Source organism: Herpetosiphon llansteffanensis (assembly GCF_003205875.1).
Lineage (GTDB): Bacteria > Chloroflexota > Chloroflexia > Chloroflexales > Herpetosiphonaceae > Herpetosiphon > Herpetosiphon llansteffanensis.
Genome location: NZ_PUBZ01000125.1, coordinates 129,731 through 150,271, shown reverse-complemented (window position 1 = coordinate 150,271; position 20,541 = coordinate 129,731). Strand labels below are relative to the sequence as shown.

At 51.9% G+C, this 20,541-nt stretch carries 14 protein-coding genes and 1 pseudogene; 8 read left to right on the top strand and 7 right to left on the bottom strand.

Annotation, left to right across the window (positions count from 1 at the left end; all coding sequences use genetic code 11):
* The first annotated feature begins 52 nt into the window (after positions 1 to 52).
* Both C5S61_RS20425 and C5S61_RS20420 read left to right on the top strand, forming a co-directional pair.
* Positions 53 to 949 carry a hypothetical protein gene (locus tag C5S61_RS20425; protein WP_110518057.1) on the top strand — a complete coding sequence of 299 codons (897 nt, stop codon included), beginning with the start codon at positions 53 to 55 and terminating at the stop codon, positions 947 to 949.
* A complete protein-coding gene (locus C5S61_RS20420) occupies positions 936 to 4,178 on the top strand; it encodes a tetratricopeptide repeat protein (RefSeq protein WP_110518055.1) in 3,243 nt (1,080 codons plus the stop codon). The genes C5S61_RS20425 and C5S61_RS20420 overlap by 14 nt, the downstream gene beginning before the upstream one ends.
* A 1-nt stretch (position 4,179) precedes the next feature.
* Here the strand turns inward: C5S61_RS20420 and C5S61_RS20415 are convergent, their stop codons facing one another.
* Together C5S61_RS20415 and C5S61_RS20410 are read right to left on the bottom strand one after the other, a co-directional pair.
* Positions 4,180 to 4,875 (bottom strand): response regulator, encoded by a 696-nt coding sequence (locus tag C5S61_RS20415; protein ID WP_110518053.1) that lies wholly within the window; start codon positions 4,873 to 4,875, stop codon positions 4,180 to 4,182.
* Between the two features lie 5 nt (positions 4,876 to 4,880).
* Positions 4,881 to 7,568: a DUF4118 domain-containing protein gene (locus C5S61_RS20410; protein ID WP_110518051.1), complete on the bottom strand. Its 2,688-nt coding sequence runs from the start codon at positions 7,566 to 7,568 to the stop codon at positions 4,881 to 4,883.
* A 114-nt stretch (positions 7,569 to 7,682) separates the two neighbouring features.
* Here C5S61_RS20410 and C5S61_RS20405 point away from each other — a divergent pair, with 114 nt between their 5' ends.
* The gene (locus C5S61_RS20405) at positions 7,683 to 8,798 is read left to right on the top strand and encodes a hypothetical protein (RefSeq protein ID WP_110518049.1); all 1,116 of its coding nucleotides are present in this window, start codon (positions 7,683 to 7,685) and stop codon (positions 8,796 to 8,798) included.
* A gap of 22 nt (positions 8,799 to 8,820) precedes the next feature.
* Here C5S61_RS20405 and C5S61_RS20400 read toward each other — a convergent pair whose 3' ends face one another.
* Together C5S61_RS20400 and C5S61_RS20395 are read right to left on the bottom strand one after the other, a co-directional pair.
* Positions 8,821 to 10,200, bottom strand: coding sequence for a cobyrinic acid a,c-diamide synthase CobB (locus C5S61_RS20400; RefSeq protein ID WP_110518047.1), 1,380 nt, complete (start codon positions 10,198 to 10,200; stop codon positions 8,821 to 8,823).
* Between the two features lie 72 nt (positions 10,201 to 10,272).
* Positions 10,273 to 11,670 (bottom strand): MFS transporter, encoded by a 1,398-nt coding sequence (locus C5S61_RS20395; RefSeq protein ID WP_110518045.1) that lies wholly within the window; start codon positions 11,668 to 11,670, stop codon positions 10,273 to 10,275.
* Between the two features lie 522 nt (positions 11,671 to 12,192).
* On the opposite strand from C5S61_RS20395, the gene C5S61_RS20390 reads away from it, so the two are divergent.
* Positions 12,193 to 13,449: a GAF domain-containing sensor histidine kinase gene (locus C5S61_RS20390; protein ID WP_164689692.1), complete on the top strand. Its 1,257-nt coding sequence runs from the start codon at positions 12,193 to 12,195 to the stop codon at positions 13,447 to 13,449.
* 165 nt (positions 13,450 to 13,614) lie between these two features.
* Here C5S61_RS20390 and C5S61_RS27150 read toward each other — a convergent pair.
* Positions 13,615 to 15,069 (bottom strand): annotated as a pseudogene (locus C5S61_RS27150) (MDR family MFS transporter).
* Between the two features lie 147 nt (positions 15,070 to 15,216).
* On the opposite strand from C5S61_RS27150, the gene C5S61_RS20380 reads away from it, so the two are divergent.
* Positions 15,217 to 15,603, top strand: coding sequence for a nuclear transport factor 2 family protein (locus C5S61_RS20380; RefSeq protein WP_110518041.1), 387 nt, complete (start codon positions 15,217 to 15,219; stop codon positions 15,601 to 15,603).
* 68 nt (positions 15,604 to 15,671) lie between these two features.
* Here the strand turns inward: C5S61_RS20380 and C5S61_RS20375 are convergent, their stop codons facing one another.
* Positions 15,672 to 16,154, bottom strand: a complete 483-nt coding sequence (locus C5S61_RS20375) for a GNAT family N-acetyltransferase (protein WP_110518039.1) — start codon at positions 16,152 to 16,154, stop codon at positions 15,672 to 15,674.
* Positions 16,155 to 16,265: 111 nt separating this feature from the next.
* On the opposite strand from C5S61_RS20375, the gene C5S61_RS20370 reads away from it, so the two are divergent.
* Entirely contained in the window at positions 16,266 to 16,508 is a 243-nt protein-coding gene (locus C5S61_RS20370) for a hypothetical protein (RefSeq protein ID WP_110518036.1), read from the top strand.
* A 54-nt stretch (positions 16,509 to 16,562) separates the two neighbouring features.
* Here C5S61_RS20370 and rph read toward each other — a convergent pair whose 3' ends face one another.
* Positions 16,563 to 19,181 (bottom strand): rifamycin-inactivating phosphotransferase, encoded by a 2,619-nt coding sequence (rph, locus tag C5S61_RS20365; protein WP_110518035.1) that lies wholly within the window; start codon positions 19,179 to 19,181, stop codon positions 16,563 to 16,565.
* 233 nt (positions 19,182 to 19,414) lie between these two features.
* On the opposite strand from rph, the gene C5S61_RS20360 reads away from it, so the two are divergent.
* Both C5S61_RS20360 and C5S61_RS20355 read left to right on the top strand, forming a co-directional pair.
* A complete protein-coding gene (locus C5S61_RS20360; protein ID WP_110518033.1) occupies positions 19,415 to 19,924 on the top strand; it encodes a DNA-deoxyinosine glycosylase in 510 nt (169 codons plus the stop codon).
* Between the two features lie 58 nt (positions 19,925 to 19,982).
* A complete protein-coding gene (locus tag C5S61_RS20355; RefSeq protein ID WP_110518031.1) occupies positions 19,983 to 20,474 on the top strand; it encodes an SRPBCC family protein in 492 nt (163 codons plus the stop codon).
* Positions 20,475 to 20,541 lie beyond the last annotated feature (67 nt).

Here is a 20,541-nt window from a genome sequence, read left to right as displayed (position 1 = left end):
TGCGTTTTGCGTAGCGAGCGACGCAGGCTTGTTGGAGTGGTGAGCAACGCCTATGCAGAGCATCGACAAACTCTTTGTAAACCGCGAAAAACAAACTGCTGGCTTCATCAAAATGCTCAACGGCCAAACCTCCAAACGGATCATGATGATCGAGGCCAGCGGGGGCTTGGGCAAATCGTGGACTGTCGAATTTATGCGGGCTGAATGCCAACGGCAGCGCATTCCAAATGCTGAAATTGATTTTGCCGATAGTATCGTCTTTGATTTTTTGGCGTTGTTGCGCCGCGCGCGCGATGGCTTCGGCGTTGCAGCCTTTAATCTTTTTACCCAAGCAATTAATGAGGTAACCCAGCCAACCGTGCGAATTGAAACTGGGGTTGCCAATACCAATGCCATTAATAATTTGCTTGGCCAAAGCAACACATTCTCCGGCTCGAATGTCAATGTTGGCGAAGTGGTTGCTGGCAATGTGATCAAAGATAATTCGTTTGTAATTAATGCAGATAATGCTGTGGTGCGCCAAGCCTTGCAAGATCGTTTGAGCAGGGCTTTTTTTGAATGTTTGGCGGCGCTGACGAGCCAAGGCCCACTATGTTTTTTCTTCGATACCTACGATAAAGTAACGGTCGAAGCTGAATCGTGGCTGATGGGCCAACTGCTGCCGCAGATTCGCGATGGCTTGATTAATAATGTGGTTGTGGTGATCGCTGGGCGTTCGGTGCCAAAATTAGATAGCCAATGGGATCATCTGATTGCCCGAACTGGTTTAGATTTATTATCCGAACCCCACGTTAAGGAATATTTAGTTCAGCGGCGTGGCCTCAGCGATGATCCGAATGTGATCAAAGCCTTGTTTCAAGGCAGCACTGGTCAACCTCAATTGCTCGCGATGTTGGCCGATAACATCTTGCGCTCGCAAGCGAGTGGAGGCGACGATGACTGGCTCTGAACCCCATCAATGCCCCAACTGCGAACAGCTTTTGCGCTCAACCAGCCTGTTTTGCCCGCGCTGTGGCACGCCGATTATGCCGACCGTCAGCAATGCGCTGCAACTCTCGATTACCCAAATTTTGGCAAGCATGAAGCCTGGCCAAGCAGAAGTGATGCGGCGTTGTGCGGTTCCACGCTGGTTTGATGCAGAAATCTTGGCTGTGCTGCGCGATCGCGACGATGGCAATAATGCTAAAATTCTGCAACAAGTAGCCGAATATAGTTTTGTGCGTCAAATTGGCGAGGGCCGCTATGCCTTTATCGACGATGTACGCAACTATTTGCTTGGCGATTGGCGCTTGCGCCCCGATGAATTGCGCCTGATTCATGAGCGCTTGTATAAGTATTTTAAGCTGCGTGTAGAGTCAACCGTTGTTGAAAACCGCGCGACATGGCGGCGTGAATTTGTATCGTATGATTTGCTTTTGGCCTCGGCTATAACCACAAGCCAGCACGATCCATCTGATAATGAGTCGGCTCTCTCTAAATATGTAAAAGCGATTAAGAGTTTTCGTGATTTGTTCGAAGAAGCCTTCAATGCCCATCGCATGGCCGAAGCTGAGGCGATTTTGCTTGCTGCCGAGGAGCAAAGCAATATTCTAACTCCCTTGGTGCGCGATTGGCTGCTCTATTATCGTGGCAAGATGAATTTTGCCATGGTGCGGCTCGATGAGGCGATCGAGTGTTTTGAAATTTTGTTGAAGCGCGATGATCTTGATGCTGAGTTGCAAGTGTTGCTGGCAATTAGCCTCGGCGATGTGCAGGTTGAGGCTGGGCATTGGTCGGCCTCAATTTTATCGTATCAAAAAGCCTTGGCAACGCCAAAAATTGAGCTAGATCAACAGGCCGAAGCCCACCTTGGGATTGCCGATGCCTACAATGAAATTGCGGTCAGTGCTGGTGGTTGGCATCAACCACAAATTCAGAAATATCCGATAGCCCGCGCTTTTGCAAAAGTTTTCCAATCGATTGCAATTATTCCGATGTTTATTTTGGTCAACATTTTGCGCCGTTTGGGGGCCGCTGTGCCCAAACCGCTGATTTTGCTGCGCTACCAAAATTGGCTGCTGGCACGGATTTTTCGGGCCTCGCGCGAAGAAACTATGGCCGCCTATAAAATCTTCCGTCAACAGAACGATCACGTGAATATGATTCGTTGTGAGATGCGCTTGATCGACATTGATGTGCTGTTTGGCAGCGTTGATGATGCCATAAACTTGGCCAAGCAAAGCCTCGAACGACCTGGCTGTGAAGAGCCATATCGCAAAGCGCGGGTGCAAGTAACCTTAGGGCGAGCATTAATCGCCAAACGCGATTTTGCGCAGGCAATTGATGTGCTCAATCAAGCTTTGACGGTGTTTCGAGCGGTCGATGATGGCCGTTGGGAAGCACGGGCGCTGACTGCACTTGGGCGGGCTTTGCAGGAATCTGGCCAAACGGAAGCGGCGCTCAAAACCTACCAAGCAGGTCTAGCGCGGGCGCGTGGCATTGGCTCGGTGCTGAGCCGCGAACGCATTTTATACGAGCTGCGCACCTGGCGACGCTCACAATTAACCTACCCCAGCGAAATTAGCACAATCTTGCGCGATGAGCCAACCCAACGCTTTGTGGCGCGCTTTCCACGCTTTCTGCTGCCCTATTTGCAGGTTGGCCAAACCTTGCTGATTCCCTTGATTTTGGTCTTTGCGGCAATTGTCGCGCCCACGGTTGGCAATCAAACAATTGTCCAAGCGAGCAGCAATTTGGTCTTGCCTGCTGCTGATGTGTATATTTTTCCTTGGTATCGGCTGATTATCTCGCCGTTGATTATGCTGGTGGCGACCGGCATTGGCTATAGTATTTTGGGCTTGATTGTGCTGTGGTATATGCCGCTGACCCAGTTGCGTAATAATCAGCCAACCGTGCACACGCTCACGCCTGATGAGTTGATTCACTACGATCCATCTGGCCACGAATCGCATCGGATTAAGTGGTCTGATGTGACCGAGATTATTACTGCTGATCGGCGGGTTTGGAAACGCCCGTTGATGGTGTTTTCGCGGAGTTTTGTGCGCTCGACGATGCAGCCGTTGCTACGGGTTGATGGCATTACTGGCTGGTACAACAGCGTTATCTATTTGATTGAAAAACGTGCGCGTGAAGCTGGGGCGCAAATTACCTATCTGAGCGCCGATATTAGCTTGTTGCGCAGCAGTTGGGGCGTAGTGATCGGGCTTGGCACGCTATTGTTGAGCGTGATCATTGCCAGTGTCAATGGCTGGATTCCGAATATTGCCGAATTTTTGCCAGCAAGCTTCTACGCAATTATTCAATTAGTTGGCTTTAGCGGGGTTTTGCTGATTGGCCCAACTATCTTCTGGACGGTGATTCGCCCGCTACGGCTGGATAATGAATTTGCTTTGGATGAGCGTTTGCCAAGTTTGGCGGCGATGATTGGCTTTATTGTGATGGTGCTGTTTATTATCACCGATGGCGCGATTGTGCGGGTGCCAATTTTCAGCGTTTCGCTGTTTATTGCTGGGGTCTATGTCTTTAGCGAGGGCATTTATCAGCTTGGGGTGCGGCGCGGCAAAGATCGGCGCTGGCGCACTGGGGTAACGATTGTTGGCTTTGGTTTGCTGCTAGGAGCAATGCTGATTGTGCGTGAAACGGTTTGGCGCGAGTTTTATCATGCTCGTTCCTATGCCTATGCCATTCAGGGCAACGATGCGGCGGCGGCTGATGATCGCTTGCGCGAAGTTGCCCAAACGACAATGCTGTTTGAGCGGCCTATGGCCTTGGAGCAAGCAGTGTTGGCCAGCCAAAGTAGCGATTGGGAGCAAGCCGACCAGCAATATACGGCGATTGTCAACAACCGCGAATACGATGCGCGAACGCAGGCTTTGGCCTACCATAACTGGGCCTTGACCGAGCTTGCGCGCTGCAAAAAAAATAGCTGTAGCGAAGCAGAATGGGCGCGAATTGCCCAGTTCGAGGCCACAGCAATTGAATTAATTGATCAAGCAATCACCCAGCACAATGCTAATTCCGAAGAGCGGGCGGTGTTGCTTGAGGCCCAAGGCGCGGCCTATATCGAGGTTGGCCAAATTCCGGCGGCGATTCAAAAATTAACCGAAGCCTTGGCCAGTACCAGCGAACCTCAAGCCCAGCAACGAATCCGTGATCTGTTAAATTCGCTGCAACGCTAAATTACTCAATTGCCAAGCGATAGCCAACCCCAGGCTCGGTCAATAAATAGCGTGGCCGGGCGGCATCGGCCTCAAGTTTATGCCGCAATTGGCCCATATACACCCGTAGATAATGGTTTTCTTCGGTATAGGCTGGCCCCCAAACCTCGCGCAAGAGCTGGCGATGGGTCAGCACTTTGCCTGCATGCTGCACTAAGGTGGTCAATAACTTATATTCGTTGGGCGTGAGATGCACCTCTTCTTCGGCCACAAACACCTGCCGCCGCACCAAATCGACGCGCAAGCTGCCAACCTGAAAAACTGGTTCGCTTTTTTCACCAGTTTGGTGGTGCAAATGGCGCAAGGCAACCCGCAAGCGGGCCAACAATTCGCCCATGCCAAATGGCTTGGTCAGGTAATCGTCGGCACCTGCATCGAGGGCGGCAATTTTATCATCCTCGCGTCCGCGCGCTGAGAGCACAATAATTGGCGTGTTGGTCCATTCGCGCAAGCGTTTCGTCACCTGCAAGCCATCCATGTCGGGCAGGCCCAAATCTAAAATGATAATTGCTGGGCGTTGCATGGCCGCCTGTAATAAGCCATCCTCGCCATTTTCTGCCTCGATTAGCGTATAGCCATGGCTTGGCAGCGAGGCGCGCAGAAAACGCCGAATTGGCGCTTCATCTTCAATCACTAAAACACTGATTGCGTTTGACATCAACCTTATTCCTCGTCGATTTGCGGCGGTTGGCCGTCGATTGGCAGAGTGAAGGCGAAGATTGTGCCGCCTGTTGGGCGATTTTCAGCCCAAATTGTACCACCATGCGCTTCGATAATGCCGCGACAGATCGTTAGCCCAAGCCCAACCCCGCTGCTTGCTGAACGATTGGTTTGCAAACGAAAAAACTTTTCGAAGATCGTTTCAAGCGCACTGGCTGGAATGCCAGGCCCATGGTCGGCAATCTGAACCTCGATCATGGCAACTTGTTGGCTGGCGCGAATCTCGATTGGACTACTGCTCGGCGTATATTTGAGGCTATTTTCGAGCAAATTGACCAGCACTTGCTCGATTAACACGCTATCAAACGGTACAAAGGTTTGTTCTGGCACATCAATACTGATTGTGCGATGCTCGATCTGTGGGCTTAAGCGGGCGAGGGCTGTGCCAATCACTTCTTCGAGCGCTTGCCATTCTTTATGCACTTGCACCGCGCCTGCTTCCAAGCGGGTCATATCGAGCAAATTGCTGAGTAAGCGGTTGAGCCGCTCGCCCTCGTCGGCAATCATCTGAATGAGTTCTTGCTGCACCTGTTGGTCAAACTGGTTGGGCTGATCAAGCAAGGTGCTGGCTGCACCGCTGATTGCCGCCAACGGCGTGCGCAGATCGTGGGAAACCGAGCTAAGCAGCGAGTTGCGCATGCGCTCGGTTTCAATTTGCACGCTGGCAGCCTGGGCTTCCTCGGCGAGGTGGGCGCGTTCGATTGCGACCGTCGTTTGGTTGGCAAAGGTTTCGAGCAAATGGCCATGGCTTGGGTCGAGCAAGCGACGTGGCTGTTCTGGTTGTAACGCCAATACGCCGACAATTCCACGGGTTGCCACTAAGGGCAGATACATGGCCTGCGCGCTGGGCAAGGTGTCGCTGTGCATGCCCGCTTTTTGCTGGTGATCATAGACCCACTGGGCGGTGATAAGTTCGCGTTGGTCGTTGATGAATGTTGCTTGTTGACCGACGACCGCCCGCACGTGACCCTTAGCATTGGGCAGCAAAATCGCTGCTTGGCCTTCAAAAACGCTGCTAATATGCTGCACTGCGGTTTGCAGCAAATTATCCAAGCCGCGAATGCTGGCAAATTCGCGGGTCATGGCATAGAGCGCGGCGGTGCGGCGCTCGCGTTGGCGGGCGGTTTCGGCCTGCGCCTGAATTTGCACCGTCAGGGTGCTGATCGTCAGTGCCACAACTAACATCACTAGAAAGGTCAACAGATATTGCACATCGGAGACGGCAAAGGTCAAATAGGGCTGCACGAAGAAAAAATCAAATGCTGCGACGCTCAAAAGCGAGGCGCTGATCGCTGGCCCGCGTCCGTAGCGTGCCGCCACCCACGTTACGCCCAGCAGATAGAGCATAATCAAATTCGATAATTCAAGATGCGGAAAGATGCCTTGGGCCACGATCGTACACAGGCCAATAATGCTGATTGATTTGACATAATTAATTATCGCTGGTTTTGTTTGCTGGCTTGGCTTGGTTTGGGGTTTATGGGTATCGTCGTGTTCGCCGCTAATCACATAGACATCGATTTCACCGCTTTGGCGAATCAATTGATCAACGATTGAGCCAAACAGCAATTCGCGCCAACGCGGCTGAGCTGGCTTGCCAACAACGATCTTGGAAACATTGCGTTGGCGAGCATAGCGCAATATTTCATCGCCCGGGTTGATGCCGCCAAGGGTCACGATTTGCGCGCCCAAACTTTCGGCGAGGCGCAAGGTTGCGGTCACACGGTCGCGATCGGCCTCGCTGAGCCGTAGTTGTTTGGGTGTTTCAACATAGGCTACAATCCACTCGGCCCGCAGATCGGTGGCCATGCGGCGAGTTGCGCGCACCAAACGCTCGGAAAGCGGGCTTGGCCCAACCCCCACTAACAAGCGTTCGCGGGTTGGCCAGGTAGTAGGAATCGCGTGATCCGAGCGATAACGCTGCATTTGGGCATCAACCCGATCGGCAGTGCGGCGTAGGGCCAGTTCGCGCAGGGCAATCAAATTGCCTTTGCGGAAAAAATTACGTGCTGCTTGGGCTGCTTGGCTGGCAATGTAAATTTTGCCTTCGTTCAAGCGCCCAAGCAATTCATCAGGCGGCAGATCGATCAACTCAACTTCATCGGCGGATTCAAGCACCGCATCGGGCACCGTTTCGCGCACAATCACGCCAGTAACTTGAGCCACAAGATCGTTGAGGCTGGCCAGATGCTGCACATTGACAGTGGTATACACATTAATTCCCGCATGCAACAGCTCGTCAATATCCTGCCAGCGTTTGGCATGGCGCGAATTTGGCGGGTTGCTATGCGCCAATTCATCGACCAAAATCAGGCGTGGCTTCCGCGCCAAGGCCGCATCAAGATCAAACTCGCGCACGGTTGTGCCGCGATATTCAACCTGCAAGGCTGGCAGCTGAGGCAAGCCAACCAAAAGCGCATCGGTTTCGGCGCGGCCATGGGTTTCGATATAGCCAACCAGCACCTCAACCCCTTCGGCGTGGCGTTGTTGGGCAGCTTGCAGCATTGCGTAGGTTTTGCCAACGCCTGCTGCTGCACCAAAAAAGACCTTTAACCGCCCACGTTGCGCTTGTTGGCTGGTATGTTGAATTCGTTCAAGCAGACGATCTGGGTTTGGGCGTTGATGTTCCATCGAAAAAAAGCCTTCTCTGTTGGTAGAAAATGTCAAGTTTTAAGCGTTGGTTTGCGCTAAGCTGCATCCATCGAATGGTGATTGGATCAATCATCAAACCAATGGAGGTATGTGATGGATGGACTGAATAAACCGCATTCACGGCGTAAATTTCTTGCCAGCAGCGGTTTGGCAGCGGTAGCCGCAAGTAGCCTGTTGGGCGATCAAGCGCCAGCAGCGGCGACCGCAAGTTCTAGCCCAACCATGCTTGATCAAATGGCGCTGCCGCCAAGTGCCAAAATGAGCATTCGTTGTCTGCGTGCACTGACCCTGCTCACAATGAGCACTAAGCTGACTGATCAGGAATTTAGCGCCGAAGTTTACGCAGTTGGCCTCAAAGATTTTACAACCAATTTGCAAGCCTTGGTTGGCCGGGGCACAAGTGACCTTGTGAGCTATCGGCCAAATCCTGAAGAGAGCCTGCCAGCACGGCCATGGTGGTGGCCCAAGCGGCGTTTTCGACTCTATGCTGGGCAAATTCCAAGCCATGAGCCAATTCCTGAGGCTGGCGGATTAGTTTTGGATTTACTGCGCAGCCTCGACAGTTATAACATCGCTTTTTATTCCGATCAGCTTGAATTTGCCGAACTAAGCCAACATTTGGCCTTGGCCGAATTGCAAAGCCAAACCCAACGCTTAATTGATGCCCAAAGTTTGGCTGGATTATACCCAGGCGATGATATTTGCCCGTGGTGGTGGCCGATTCCACGCCCAAATTGGTGGGTCGATTTGGCCGAAAATGGCTTCGCAGTGCCACCGATTCCAATTCCACCGTGCGATTTACGCGAGCTTGCGATGAATCTGCAACGCGGCTTGCTGCAAATGGCGGTTGCCGAACGCTATAGCGATAGCGAGCGCGGAGCCTATCGACTTGATACATTGCGCCCATTCATTCACGCTGGAGCCAACCAACTCGCTGCCTATGCTGGCACGCTGACTGGCTGGCTGGCTGAAGATATGCTTGATCGCCCGCCACCGTTGCCTTATTTTGAAACCGATAATCTGCTCGACGAGCTTGATGGCCTAGTTGATCGCCCGCCACCGCAGCCCTATCGACTTAATCTTGCCGACCAAATTATGCAAGCCTTGCAGATTGTTGGCGTGGCTTGTCATATTCGCAATAAGCAACTTGCTGGGCGCTTGCAAACTGCTGCCCTCAATCAGATCAAGGATTTGGCCTATCAGATCTAAGCGGCGGCTGGGAAGTGAGATTCTACCTTGCTTTAGCCCAAGCATGGCAGGTTGCGACGAAGCGCTGCGCCATGCTTGGGTTGGCGAGCCAATGCAGATGAATATAACTTGCCAGTAAATTGCCCACCTGATAGCCCTCGTGGTGCTGGGTTGTGCCATCAGGCGCGATCACGCGATAGGCGGCATTACTTGGCTCGGGATTTGCCCAGCGCGAATAATGAAATTCGTGACCGCGCACCTGACTATCTGCACTGAACAAGGGATTATCGTGGCAAGTGCTAATGGAGCGATAGCCCAAACTGACCCGTTGTTGCATGCTGCTTGCGCCTGGTAAGAGGCCAACCATCGGCCAAGCAGCGCCTGCATGGTCAACAATCGCCTCGGTCAAATACATCAATCCGCCACATTCGGCGTAGATTGGCATGCTGGCGGCGTGGGCTTGACGTAATGCATTTAGCATGGCCTGATTCGCGCTCAACTCGGCAGCATACAGCTCAGGATACCCACCGCTCAAAATAATTCCTGCACAACCAGTTGGCAAGTGCTGATCGGCAATTGGGCTAAATAACACCACATCTGCTCCTGCTGCCTGCAAACATTCTTGCATCTCAGGGTAGATAAAGCTAAACGCCGGATCATAGGCCACCGCAATGACAGGCCGTTGGGCATAATCGATTGTGGCGCTTGCCAATGGCTCAAGCTGAATTGCTGGCGCAGTTTGCGCCAATTCAAGTAACCGATCAAGCTGGCAGGTGCTGCTTAATGTTGTTGCGACCGATTCGAGCGTTTCCAAAGTAGTCTGCTTAGCAGAATCAGCAGTGACAAGGCCAAGATGGCGTTCAGGGAGTTTGAATTGGGCTTGGCGTGGCAAATAGCCCAAGCATGCAATTCCTGTGTGGTGCTCAATCGCGCTGGCGCATAAATCGGCATGGCGAGCGCTGCCAACCTTGTTTAACAAAACCCCGCCGATCTGCACTTGAGGATCGAAATGCTGAAAGCCAGCGACGATTGCCGCCGCGCTGCGCGCCATGCCGCCAGCATCGATCACCAAAACCACTGGTGCTTGCAATAAACGGGCAATGTGAGCGGTGCTGCCTGTATCATCCAACGCGCCATAACCATCGAACAGGCCCATCACGCCCTCGATAACCGCGAGATCGGCGCTGGCTGCGATTTGGCAAAAGTGGTGTTGCAATTGCTCAGCGCTGAATAACCACGCATCTAAATTGCGGCATTGGCGTTGAGCAACGAGGCTATGATGGCCTGGATCAATATAATCAGGGCCGCATTTGAAGGGCTGAATGCTTAGGCCACGCTGGCGCAGCGCCCCAATCAAGCCAGCAGTTAACAAGGTTTTGCCACTGCCACTATGGGCGGCAGCAATAATCACACGGGCAGTCACACGATGCTCCTATCCACAAAAAAACCAAGCATCATTCGCTGATGCTTGGTTGAACCAATCAATCAAATCGCTTTAGCTATGAGTTGCGGCAGCTTCCTCAGGCAGTTGGTTGCCTGCATCGTGAATCGCCTTGGTGGTGTTGGTCAAAAAGAGAATCACAATCCCACCAACAAACAATACAATTAATGAGAGAATTGCTTGGCGATACGAACCGGTTGTAGCGACTACCCGAGCAAAAATAAACGGCCCAATCCACGAAGTGCCGCGCTCGGAGATTTCGTAAATGCCATAGAATCCAGCCTCGCGGCCATGCGGAATCATGCGCGAGAACAAAGCGCGAGAGAGTGATTGCGAGCCACCAAGCACCAAAGCAATGGCAGCACCCATAAACCACGCTTGCAGCACGCTATCCAGCAAGGCATAGGCATAGATGATTACGCCTGTCCAGATAAACAGCGAAATCAAAATTGCCGTTTTGGTGCCGACTTTACGTGAAATGCGCTCAAAGCCCAACGCGCCGCCAAAGGCCACAAATTGAATCATCAAGACCAAGCCAAGCAAGAACGATTGTGAATCAGCCTCTGGTAAGCCTTTGGCTTTAAAGAGTTCGTTGGACAGAAACACCGCTGACATGCCGATGACCGTTTGAATACCATCGTTGTAGAGCAAATAGGCGATTAAGAAGCGCAGGGTTTGGGGCAAACGCTTAAGTTCGCGAAAGGTCGTCCAGAGTTCGCGCATACTGACCGTCAGATAATGTTGGCCTGCTGGTACCTTGCGGCTGGCAGCCCGATTTTTGAGCCGCTTGATGCCAAAGTAGCCAAAAATACCCCACCATAAGCCTGCTGAAGCCAAGGAAATCCGCACGGCCAACCCAGTTGTCAGGCCAATTTTCTCTGCAAACATCACCAACACAAGATTGATCGCCAATAGCACCCCGCCGCCAATGTAACCAAAAGCAAAGCCTTGGCTCGAAACCTTATCGCGCATATCCTCGGTGGTAATTTCGTTGAGGAAGGCATTGTAGAAGACGATTGAGGCCCCAAAGCTTAGGTTGGCCACCACAAAGGCAAATGCCGCAAAGATGTAGGTCGCTGGGGTTGCAATAAACAACATCGTTGTTGCAGCAGCACCCAACAAACAAAAGAACATCAACAATTGCTTTTTGATATTGGTGTAGTCGGCCAACGCGCCGAGTAATGGCAAAAAGAGAAATTGTAGCAACACCGATAACGAAACCGCATCAGGATAGAGCGATTCGGCAGTAATCTTGTAGAAACCCAAATTGAACACCGTGCCCTCATCACCAACCCTCTGTTTGGCCAAGGCTTCCAAAAATGGCCCAAATAAGGCGGCAATCACAGTTGTGGTGAAACCTGAGTTTGCCCAGTCGTAAAGCCGCCAACCTGCGATCTCCCGTCGATCATTGACTGGATGTGCTGAAGCTGTGCTAGGAACTAAATCGGCCACTGGTGGTCTCCTTGTGCCATGCAAGAGGAATGAATGTGTGTTCCGTGGGTGTGCGCCTAAGTATAGCCGATTGTGGCATTTTTCGGATACACCGAAGGGTACAGCCCAAGGATGATGCTTTGCTAAAGCGTTGGTTAAGGATTTCGTTGAGGTGGCTAGCTCGTTTGGGTTTGAGTGCTGGCGCAAAGATGCGACTATTTGTTGCAATATGATATTCAATTCGCTACTAATTGATCGCTAAAATTCCCACAGATCTCGTTGATTGCTTGTTTGCGCTGGATTTGTGAGCGAAATTCAGCTTTTTCTCTCAATGGAAACGCTACCGACATTTAATGGTGGCCGTTTTAGGCACCAATTGCATTGTATACTAGCGAGCGATAGGCAAAAATACCAATTAAAACCAGCATTATTGATCGACGCTGAAGCCAAATTAATCGGATTGATGAGCTTGGATTATCCACACATCAGCAGCTTTGCTGGTTGATTGTGGTTTGAGCAATGGTGCTAGAAAGTGAGTTCGCTATGAATCAGCATGATCTTGATCGCGCTGCTGAACAGGAGGTGTTAGAGCGTTTGGCAACGCTAAGTACAATGCAATTTGATGATGTTGATCGGGCAATCCAGACCTATCTGGCAGTTGCATGTGAGGTGGCTGGCACCAAAACAGCGCTGATCGGCGATTTGAATCGCACACATCAATATATTCGGGCAATTTACCCGGCCTCGACGGGAAATCTGGCTGCTGGCAGCATTTTGGCGCGCGAAGATACGTTTTGTCAGTATATTGATGTGACGGCTCAGCCGCTGGTTGTCGGCGATACAGCAACCGATCAGCGGGTGCAACCATTGCTTTTGCGGCTTGAAACCCCAATTCGTGCCTATTTGGGTGTTCCAATACCAGCCTCGACCGCAGCGCTGACACCAACCTTATGTACCTTTGATCCGCAGGCCCATCGGTTTACGTCGGTTCATGTAGCAGCGCTTAAATTATTGGCCCATCAGATTGCCCGCTGGATGCCAGAGTTGCGTGCTCCTGCGACTGACGAACCGCCAGTTGCCTTGGCCAATATGAGCGTAGCCGAATTGAATCAGATTGTGGCCCACGATATTCGTAATCCCCTGCATTTTTTGCAAGGCACGCTGGAATTATTGCAAAGCGAGCCTGCGCTGATTCCTGATCCCACGTTAGGCAGTTTGTTGCCTCAGGCCTATGGTTCGGTGATGCATATTCAACGGCTGGTGCGCGATTTGGTTGATGCAACGACGTTAATGACCGGCTCGCTCTCATTTGTGCGCCATACAATTGAGCTTGGCTCATTAATCGACGAGATTGCAGCGGTTGCCAAAAGTACGCTCAACCCACGCTGTAGCTTGGTCGTTGCGATCGAGCCAGATTTGCCAACCCTGATTAGTGATCGCGATCGGGTGTGGCAGGTATTGCACAATTTGATTAATAATGCTGTGCGCTACACCGAAACTGGCACAATTACGGTTCGCGCGCGGGCCAGCAAGCAGCAAACCATTCGGATTGAAATTGACGATACTGGGCCGGGGATTCATCCAGCAGATATTGAACGGATTTGGGAGCGTCATGCGCGCGCCAGCACAATCGCTCATGGTTGGGGCTTGGGCTTGGCGATTGTGCGTTCGTTGGTGTTGGCCTTGGGTGGCCAAGTTGGGGTTGAAAGTACGGTCGGCGAGGGGAGTTGCTTTTGGGTGGTGTTGCCAGTGGTGCGCTCTGAACCAGCTTTGGTCGATTATCAGCCGTGGCGTTCGTAGCAATTAGCCATGGGTATGGCGAATTGGGCTGTGTCCCCTTACCACTAGCCCCTCTCCCACTGCACGCGGGCGAGGTTCATCAAGAATTGTGCTAGAACGGGGGTATTAAAGCCCCTCTCCCGTTGGACGGGAGAGGGGTTGGGGTGAGGGGATCAGCTTAAAACCTTAGTGAATAAAGCTGGTTTCCCCGCTTGTTTCGCCTGTGCGGCGCAAAAAGAGCGCCAACAGTAAGCCAACCACGGCCAAACCTGCCGCAACCGCAAAGGCCTGCTGGATACCAGCGTTTAATGCCGCCAACGGATCGGCGGAGATCGTTTGTAAATGGCGGGCCTGCCCAGCGCTCATAATCGTGATCAACAAGGCTGTGCCAATTGCGCCGGCAACTTGCTGCAACGTATTGGAGATTGCGGTGCCATGCGAGTGCAATGCTTGGGGCAATTGATTTAGCCCAGTTGTCAGTACTGGTGTAAACAAGCAGGCAAGGCCCAAACTGAAGATTACATGCAAGCCTAAGAGCCATATGACTGATGTGCTTGGATTGAGCGATGTCCATTGCCAAAGAGCGAATACTACCAGCAACATTCCGCCGATAACCAGCACCCGTGGCCCCGAACGATCGAAAATACGCCCGACAAATAGCCCACTAAAGCCCATCAATGCGCCGCCAGGCAGCAAAAACAGCCCAGTTTGCAGCGTATTGAAATGGCGAATTTCTTGAAAATAGAAGGGCAACAAAATCGCCGATGAGAACAGCGTCACCATCACAACCATCATCATTACGACGCTTAGCGTAAACATGGGAAAGCGAAAGACGCGCAGATCAAGCAATGGGCTAGCTAAGCGGGTTTGTCGCCAAGCAAATAAAGCTATGCCAACCACGCCAATCCCAATCAAGCCCAATACCAACGGATCGCTGAGGCTGCTGCCTGGTTCGCCTGCGCGGCTAAAGCCATAGACCAGCCCGCCAAAACCGACGGCGGCAATAATGATTGATGCAATATCAAGGCTGGCTGGCTGAAGCTTGCCAACATTAACCAAGCGCAGATAGCCATAAATCAGCACACCAAGCGCAATCGGAATCACGAAAATAAACATAAAGCGTCATGATAAGGCTTGGATAATCAGGCCCGATATGGCTGGGCCGATGGCTGGAGCAACCGAAATGACCATGCTGGCGGTGCTCATCATGGCCCCACGCCGCTCCATCGGCACAAGCACCAAAATCACCGTCATCAGCAAGGGCAACATGAGCGCTGTGCCCGATGCCTGAAAAATGCGCCCAACTAAGAGCACTTCAAAACCTGGGGCCGCTGCTGCTGTCAGCGTGCCAAAGCTGAACAAACCCATTGCCGTTAGAAAGAGCGTTCGCGTGCTAAAGCGCTGAATCAAAAAGCCCGTGGTTGGAATCAACACCGCCATCACCAAAAGGTAGGCCGTGGTCAGCCATTGAACGGTGCTGGCCTCAACTTGGAACTCGGCTTGTAAGCGTGGTAGCGCCACACCCATAATGGTTTCGTTGAGAATCACCACAAACGTAGCGATCAGCAAGGTTAAAATGATGCCTTTCTCGCTAGTCGTGTTGGTCGAGGCATGAGAGTTCGAAGTTGTCTCTACGCGCATAACATTCCTTTAACTATTCCAGCCCAAACCATACGCTGGTTGGTACAATCGGTATCTATCGAGCGAGGCCCTTCGCGCTTCAATTGACATGCTTGATACAATCAGCCTGATCAGCGGTGATCAGCGAGCCATAACTGGAGTGATAGCATGAGCGATCTATTAGAACAAAATAAACAAAAAGTCCAAGCATTTTACGATTTAATGTTTAACCAATGTCAGCCTGCAGAAGCGATCGAGCGCTATGTTGGCGATCAATATATTCAACATAATCCGGCGGTGGCCGATGGTAAAGCAGCATTCATTGCCTATTTTGAGCGCATGGCAGCAGAGTATCCCGGCAAACATGTTACGTTCAAACGCGTGATTGCCGAAGGATCGTATGTGGTGTTGCATTGCTACCAAACGTGGCCCGGCGATCGCGATTGGGCCGGAATCGATATTTTTCGCCTTGATGAAGCTGGTAAGATCGTTGAACATTGGGATGTGCTCCAGCCGATTCCTGCTGATTCGGCCAATGACAACACCATGTTCTAGCGTTTAGCGCCAGCGTTGCAGTGCGCCATGAAAACAGTAATGCATCTTAACTCCTGTTGGGTGGAAACTTACAAAGCTTGAAAGTAGCGGGCTATTGGCATCAGTTGAAAGCCTTGTTTGACGTAGGTTTGGCGCGCAGGCTCATGGCCAGGGTCGCCACCAGTTTCAACCATTGCTACCCGCATGCCAGCGCTGCGAAACTGCTCGACCGCAAAGTTGGTCAGTGCAGCACCTACCCCACGTTGCTGGTAGCTTGGCTCAACTGCGAGCATCACAATTTCGCCCATGCTACTTGCTTGATGCAGGGTTGTGGCCACAAAGCCCGCAAGCTGCTGATCAAGCAGCGCAACCCAAACGTGGTTGGTTTCAGCGGCACAGACATAAGCCACTGCCTTGCGCTGGTCTTGTTGCCAGTCGGGATAAAAATGGCTGAATACGGCTGCATCCATTGCTGCTGCCATCGAAGCAAACACTGGTGTCCAAGCCCGAATCGAAAGCTCGCCTACCGCCGTGCCATCCGCAGCGGTGTAGCGCCGAATCGCGACCTCCATAATACCTCCATAAAGAGAGCCGTAGACCACATTCTACGGCTCCGTTGATCCTACCATGACTGGTCGCCCCAACCCTCCATCGCGAGACCGAACATTGTGAAAGGATATGCTATGAAGAATCATGACATTGAAATTATCGTCTGTTTGGCAGATGATGATCGTGAAAGTGAAATACCTGGATGGATTGCGGAAATCTGGCATAAAGGCGAGACGGTAGCTGAAGTGTATGATTCTCCTCAAGGCTTGCAGATTATCCTCTATCCGCGCCGCGATGGTGATCCATGGCGCTGGGCGTATGCCGATTTGATGTTGATGCTTGAGAAGGCCAAAAGCGTCTTCAAAAACTATCAATAGCCTGTGATTATCGGGAATACTGGGTGCGAACGTCTTCTTGCAAGAGGACGTTAGTTAAAGGAGTTCGATCGTGCCTGTGCTGCCATCGACTCGAATTCGTTGGCCATCGCGGATGCGCTGAGTTGCATCGGCAACGCCAACCACTGCTGGCAAGCCATATTCGCGGGCAATCACCGCGCCGTGGGTCATTAGCCCGCCAACTTCGGTGACAAGGCCGTGAATTGCTACAAACAATGGGGTCCAGCTTGGGTCGGTAAACCGAGTGACCAAAATATCACCTGCTTCAAGCGTTGCTGCTTCCATCTGTAATATCACCCGTGCCCGACCTTCGATGAGGCCCGCCGAAACCGGCAAACCTACCAGCGCCCCAGCTGGTACGTCGCTGCGTTGATAGCTGCCATTCAACAGCTCGCCGTCAGAGGTCAGCACGCGGGGCGGGGTTAGTTTTTGATAATGGCTGTACTCAACTCTTCGCTGCTCAACAAGGCGATAATCAAGCTGCTGCGTACGCATAACCTCGTGGAGTTCAGCAAATGTGAGATAGCCTATATCGCTTTTGTTGCGCAAGATGTTGGCTTGCAGCAACACTTCGGCGGCCTGCAACAACGCCTGTTTATAGACAAAATAGCGGCTAACAATGTGATATTTGGGATACTCGCGATAGCCAATAAAGTTGCGAATGAGATCGATCACGCGTTTGGTGGCGGCGGCTTTGGCTGCTCCATCAGGCAATTGCTGCAAGCGCGCCAAAAGTTCATGCTCTTTGTTGAAGGCTACTTGGCGACCATGGGCGAATTTTTGTTGGCTGGCTCCAGGCGTAAAGCTTTTAATGTTATGCAGCATTAATGGCAGCAGGGTTGCTGGATTTTCGCTCCAACGGGTACGCGTAATGTCAATTTCGCCAGCGCAGCGCATCCCGTATTTGGCCAAATAGGCCTCGATTGCCTGCTGCGCTATGCTGCCACCCTCAAATTGTTCCAACTGGGCTAAAAAATTCGGCTTGGTGGTCTGGGCTAAATAGTTAATTACTGCTGGATAGGGGCGAATTGCATCGGCCACATCCAACAGCGCTAAACCCATTGCCGACGTGATATTGTGATCGACCGATTGCGAAATGCTATCAGCAGCGTTTTTCTCATCCAGCCACTCGTCCATGCGCTCGTTGAGCCAATTCGACGCATTAATTGCATTCATAATCACCCCAAAACTTTGTGGGTTAGCGAGGCTTTGCTTGAGCTGTTGAATGTCGTGCAGAATATAGTCGCAGAGTTCAGCCCCAGATTTTGCAACGATGGTTTGTTTTAAATTGGCCAGATCGCGCTCACTTTGCTCAATCAACGCAGTCACAAGCGCTGGGTCGTTTTCAATCGTTGGCTGAAATTCGAGCGAATCAGCGCTTGCAGGCTTGAATTTATCCAGCGTTGATGCTGCTGGCTGCGCTGGTGCTGCTGGAATAAAATCGCCGCGCTCGATCAGCGTGGTCAAGGCAGAGCGAATTAACGGATCGGATTTGCCCAAAACATCGACCATAATTGCGCGGCGGGCTGGTACAGCCAGATCATCAATCACATCGACAAATAAGCGTCCGCCAGCATGCACCATTGGGCGGCCAGCAGTTAATTGCCAAATCGACAAACCCAAGGGTTTCATCGCATCGGTCATCATTTGTTGGTGGCCCACCGAAATGTAGATGTGATTGCGCGCATCATTGGCGGCAGGAATTGGGTACAGCGTGGTGATTGGGCGGCTCTGAACGATATAAAACTGATCGTCGGCCAAGCACCACTCAATATCTTGGGGCTGGCCAAAATGCTGTTCGATGGTTCTGCCAATAGCTTCAAGCTCCAATAATTGGGGCTGGCTGAGGGCTGGTTGGTGTTGTTGTTTAGGCGTAATTGGCTGTTCTTCAGTTCCGCCAGCCTTGCTTGGAACACTGGCTCGTTGCTTGATGGCGATGCTTGTGCTCACAATCTCGCCATTGCGCAGTTGATAGCTATCTGGATTGACGCGGCCAGCAACCAAGGCCTCGCCCAAACCAAAACTGGCTTCAATTGCCAAAAGCTTGCGATTGGCCGTAATCGGATCGGCAGTGAACATAATGCCTGAAACGTTGGCGAAAACCATGGCCTGCACAATCACTGCCAAGCGAACGCTACGCTGATCAAAGCCCTGTTGCAGCCGATAGATCATGGCTCGTTCGCTGAATAGCGAGGCCCAACATGCTTTGATCTGCTGAATGATTGCCGCTTCGCCAACGACATTCAAATAGCTATCGTGCTGGCCAGCAAACGAGGCGCTTGGCAAGTCCTCGGCGGTTGCGCTTGAGCGAATCGCATAGGCCGTGGCTACGCCAAACTGTGTCAGCTTCTGGCTAATTGCTGCCTGAATCTCGGGCGGCATTGGGCTTGATTCAATTGTTTGGCACAGGCTGGCGCTCAATTCGGTAATTGCTGCCCGATCAGCAACCCGCAACAGTGCTGCTTGCTCAAGCAATTTGCTGATGGCTGGATTCATTTCAAGCATTCGCCGAAACGCGGCGGTCGAAAGACAAAAGCCAGTTGGCACATGGATGCTTGGAATCTGGGTAAGTATAGCTAAATTGGCGGCTTTTCCGCCCACCAGCATGCTATTGGTTGGGTTAATTTCATGAAATTCAAACACATAGGCATTCATCAATTGCTCCCTTTGTTCGTGTTGGATCGCGCTTGCTTAGCCGAATGCTGAGGATTGTAGCTGAGTGGCGTGCGAAAAAGAATCGGCGTTGGGCCGTTTTGTGGCCTAGACAGCCATGCTATACTCAATCTGAGCAAAGCACCAAAACCAAGCGACCATTTTGGTCGCTTTTTTGTTTAATTATAGTCAGAAATATTGTTTTTATTGACATAATGAATTGGAAAGGATTGAAAATGCTAAAATATGCGCTACCAGCGATTGTGCACCAGACCAGCAATAGCTTGATTCTTGGCACCCTGCCCGGCGACCAATCGCTGGCCGCTCAGTTCTACTATATGCATCCCCGCAATCAATTTTGGCGCATTATGCAGGCATTATTTGCTGCTGAGCCTGGCACAACCAGCGCAGAACGAACTGACTTTTTAGCGCGCCATGGCATTGCACTTTGGGATGTGTTGCATGCTGCTGAGCGTGATGGTAGCCTTGATACGGCCATTACTCAGCCCATCCCCAATGATTTTGCAACGTTCCTAAGCAACTATCCAACGATTCGCACAATTGGCTTGAACGGGATCAAAGCCCAGCAATTGTTTGAGCGGCTGGTGTGGCCGACGCTGAGCGCTGAATTGCAATCGCGATTAACGGTGCATGCGCTGCCATCGACCAGCCCCGCCAACACCCAAGCCTTTGCCGCGAAACTCCAAGCATGGGCCGTGATCTTGCAGCATAAGCAGCAAGTTTAAAAGCATGAGCCTTGCTCAAATTGAGCCAATTCGGAAAAATAGTGTGGAGGTATGCGCCATGAAATATACAGTAGCGATCGAGATCGACTTGCCGCGCTCGGAGGTGGCCCAGCTGCTCGCCGACCAGACAAACATTCCCAAATGGCTGCGTGGCGTGGTGCTGCACGAGCCGCTAAGCGGAGCACACGGCCAAGTTGGCACAACATCGCGAGTTGTGATGCAGATGGGGCAGCAGACCTTTGAAGCCACCGAGACGATTACGCGGCGAGAACCGACCGATCTTCGCACTATCCCGCCAGCGAGCGTTGTTCACTTTGCACGCGAGATCGTTGGTGCTGGCATGTGGAGCGCCGCGCACGAGCAACTGACCGAAGTTAGCCCAGCTAGAACGCTGTGGGTGAGTGAGAACGAATACCGATTTAGCAGCTTGCTGATGCGCTTGGTGGGGTTGCTGATGCCTGGGACATTTCGCAAACAGTCGCTCCAACACATGCAAGATTTCAAGGCCTTTGCCGAGCATGGCAAGGATGTGCGCGAAGCAAATGGCTGATTATTGCGCTTTTATGAATCATTTACTTCCTGGTCGATGCGAATCTCAGGATGAAGGCGTGCGGGTT